Source organism: Aliivibrio finisterrensis (assembly GCF_008933155.1).
In the GTDB taxonomy this organism is placed as follows: Bacteria; Pseudomonadota; Gammaproteobacteria; order Enterobacterales; family Vibrionaceae; genus Aliivibrio; species Aliivibrio finisterrensis.
Window position 1 is genome coordinate 1 of record NZ_WBVP01000063.1, and the last position, 1159, is coordinate 1159.

1 pseudogene is annotated in these 1159 nt (G+C 47.1%); it reads right to left on the bottom strand.

What is annotated here, in order from left to right:
- Positions 1–1159: pseudogene (locus F8B77_RS17630) on the bottom strand (hypothetical protein); the annotation flags it as partial.

A 1159-nucleotide genomic window follows, 5' to 3' on the forward strand; every position in this document is an offset into this window, starting at 1 on the left:
GCCATCGCCGTCATAATCTGAGTTGCGATCAAGTGGCGCGCTGTCATCCATATCCGAGATACCGTCGGCATCGTCATCGTAATCCATGTGATCAGGAATACCGTCACTGTCAGTGTCTAAATCACCATTCAGTAACGGTGAATTCGGATCGTTGGCGTCACTGTCTAAAAGTTGCTCGTAGTAATCGCCGTAGCCATCGTTATCGCTATCAATTGTCGGGTCGCCATTGAGGCTGATAGTAAAGCGCTGTAATTTGCCATTCTCGCTGCTGTAACCATAAGCGGTGCCATTCTCAGCACGCAGCTCATCGGAGCGACCAAATATGATGTCTTGGCGCATACGGGTGAGTGGTACAAGCACTTGCAAGTCTTTATTGAGCATCATGTACGCGCTGTAGGCGTAGCCATCAAAGGTATGGATTTCCATCAAGAGCAGGATAACGTTATCTGCCAGTTTCAATGGTTTGACACGTGATACATTCTCGTTGAGGTCGGTGAAGTCGGTGATCCAAACTACATTGCGGTTGGTTTCTTGGCGGTAACCACCGTAGTAATCATAGAAGGCGGTCATCTCAAACTCACCAAAGCTTAAGTACTTGCCTTCACTGGCATTTTTACCCGTCGATACCACAGCAATGTTACGCGACTTGTTGTGGGCTCTCCCCGTTTCATCATTACGCAGCCCACGCTCACCGGTCATAAAGCTAACAAAGCGATCGTCCATTTCAACCACGCCAGCTGGCTCAGAATAAGTACGGTTATCATTTGACCATTTGTAGTAGGTCGTCGTTGGCGTAGAAATCTCGGTAAATTCATCAAACGTTGCACCCGATGGATTATTCGGGGTTTGCCCATGCTCGGTTTTTAAGCGAAGTAAGCTTTGCGCATATTTAACACTGTTACTCCATTGGATAAGATTAATACCACGAGGGAAGGCATCACCCAGCACGGTAGAGATGAAGTTACCTTGACTATCGACTGTCAGCGTACTGCCGAATTGGTGACCCGAAATTTGTCCCCATGACTTAACGACATTAAGTGTATTAGCATCGTACACGTAAGCCCCGCCGCCTTGGTGATTCTTTCCATCATTTGCTCGCGTATAAGTACGTAACAAATTCAAGCCAATATAATCACCAGACCAAGCCAATTTCGAAGGA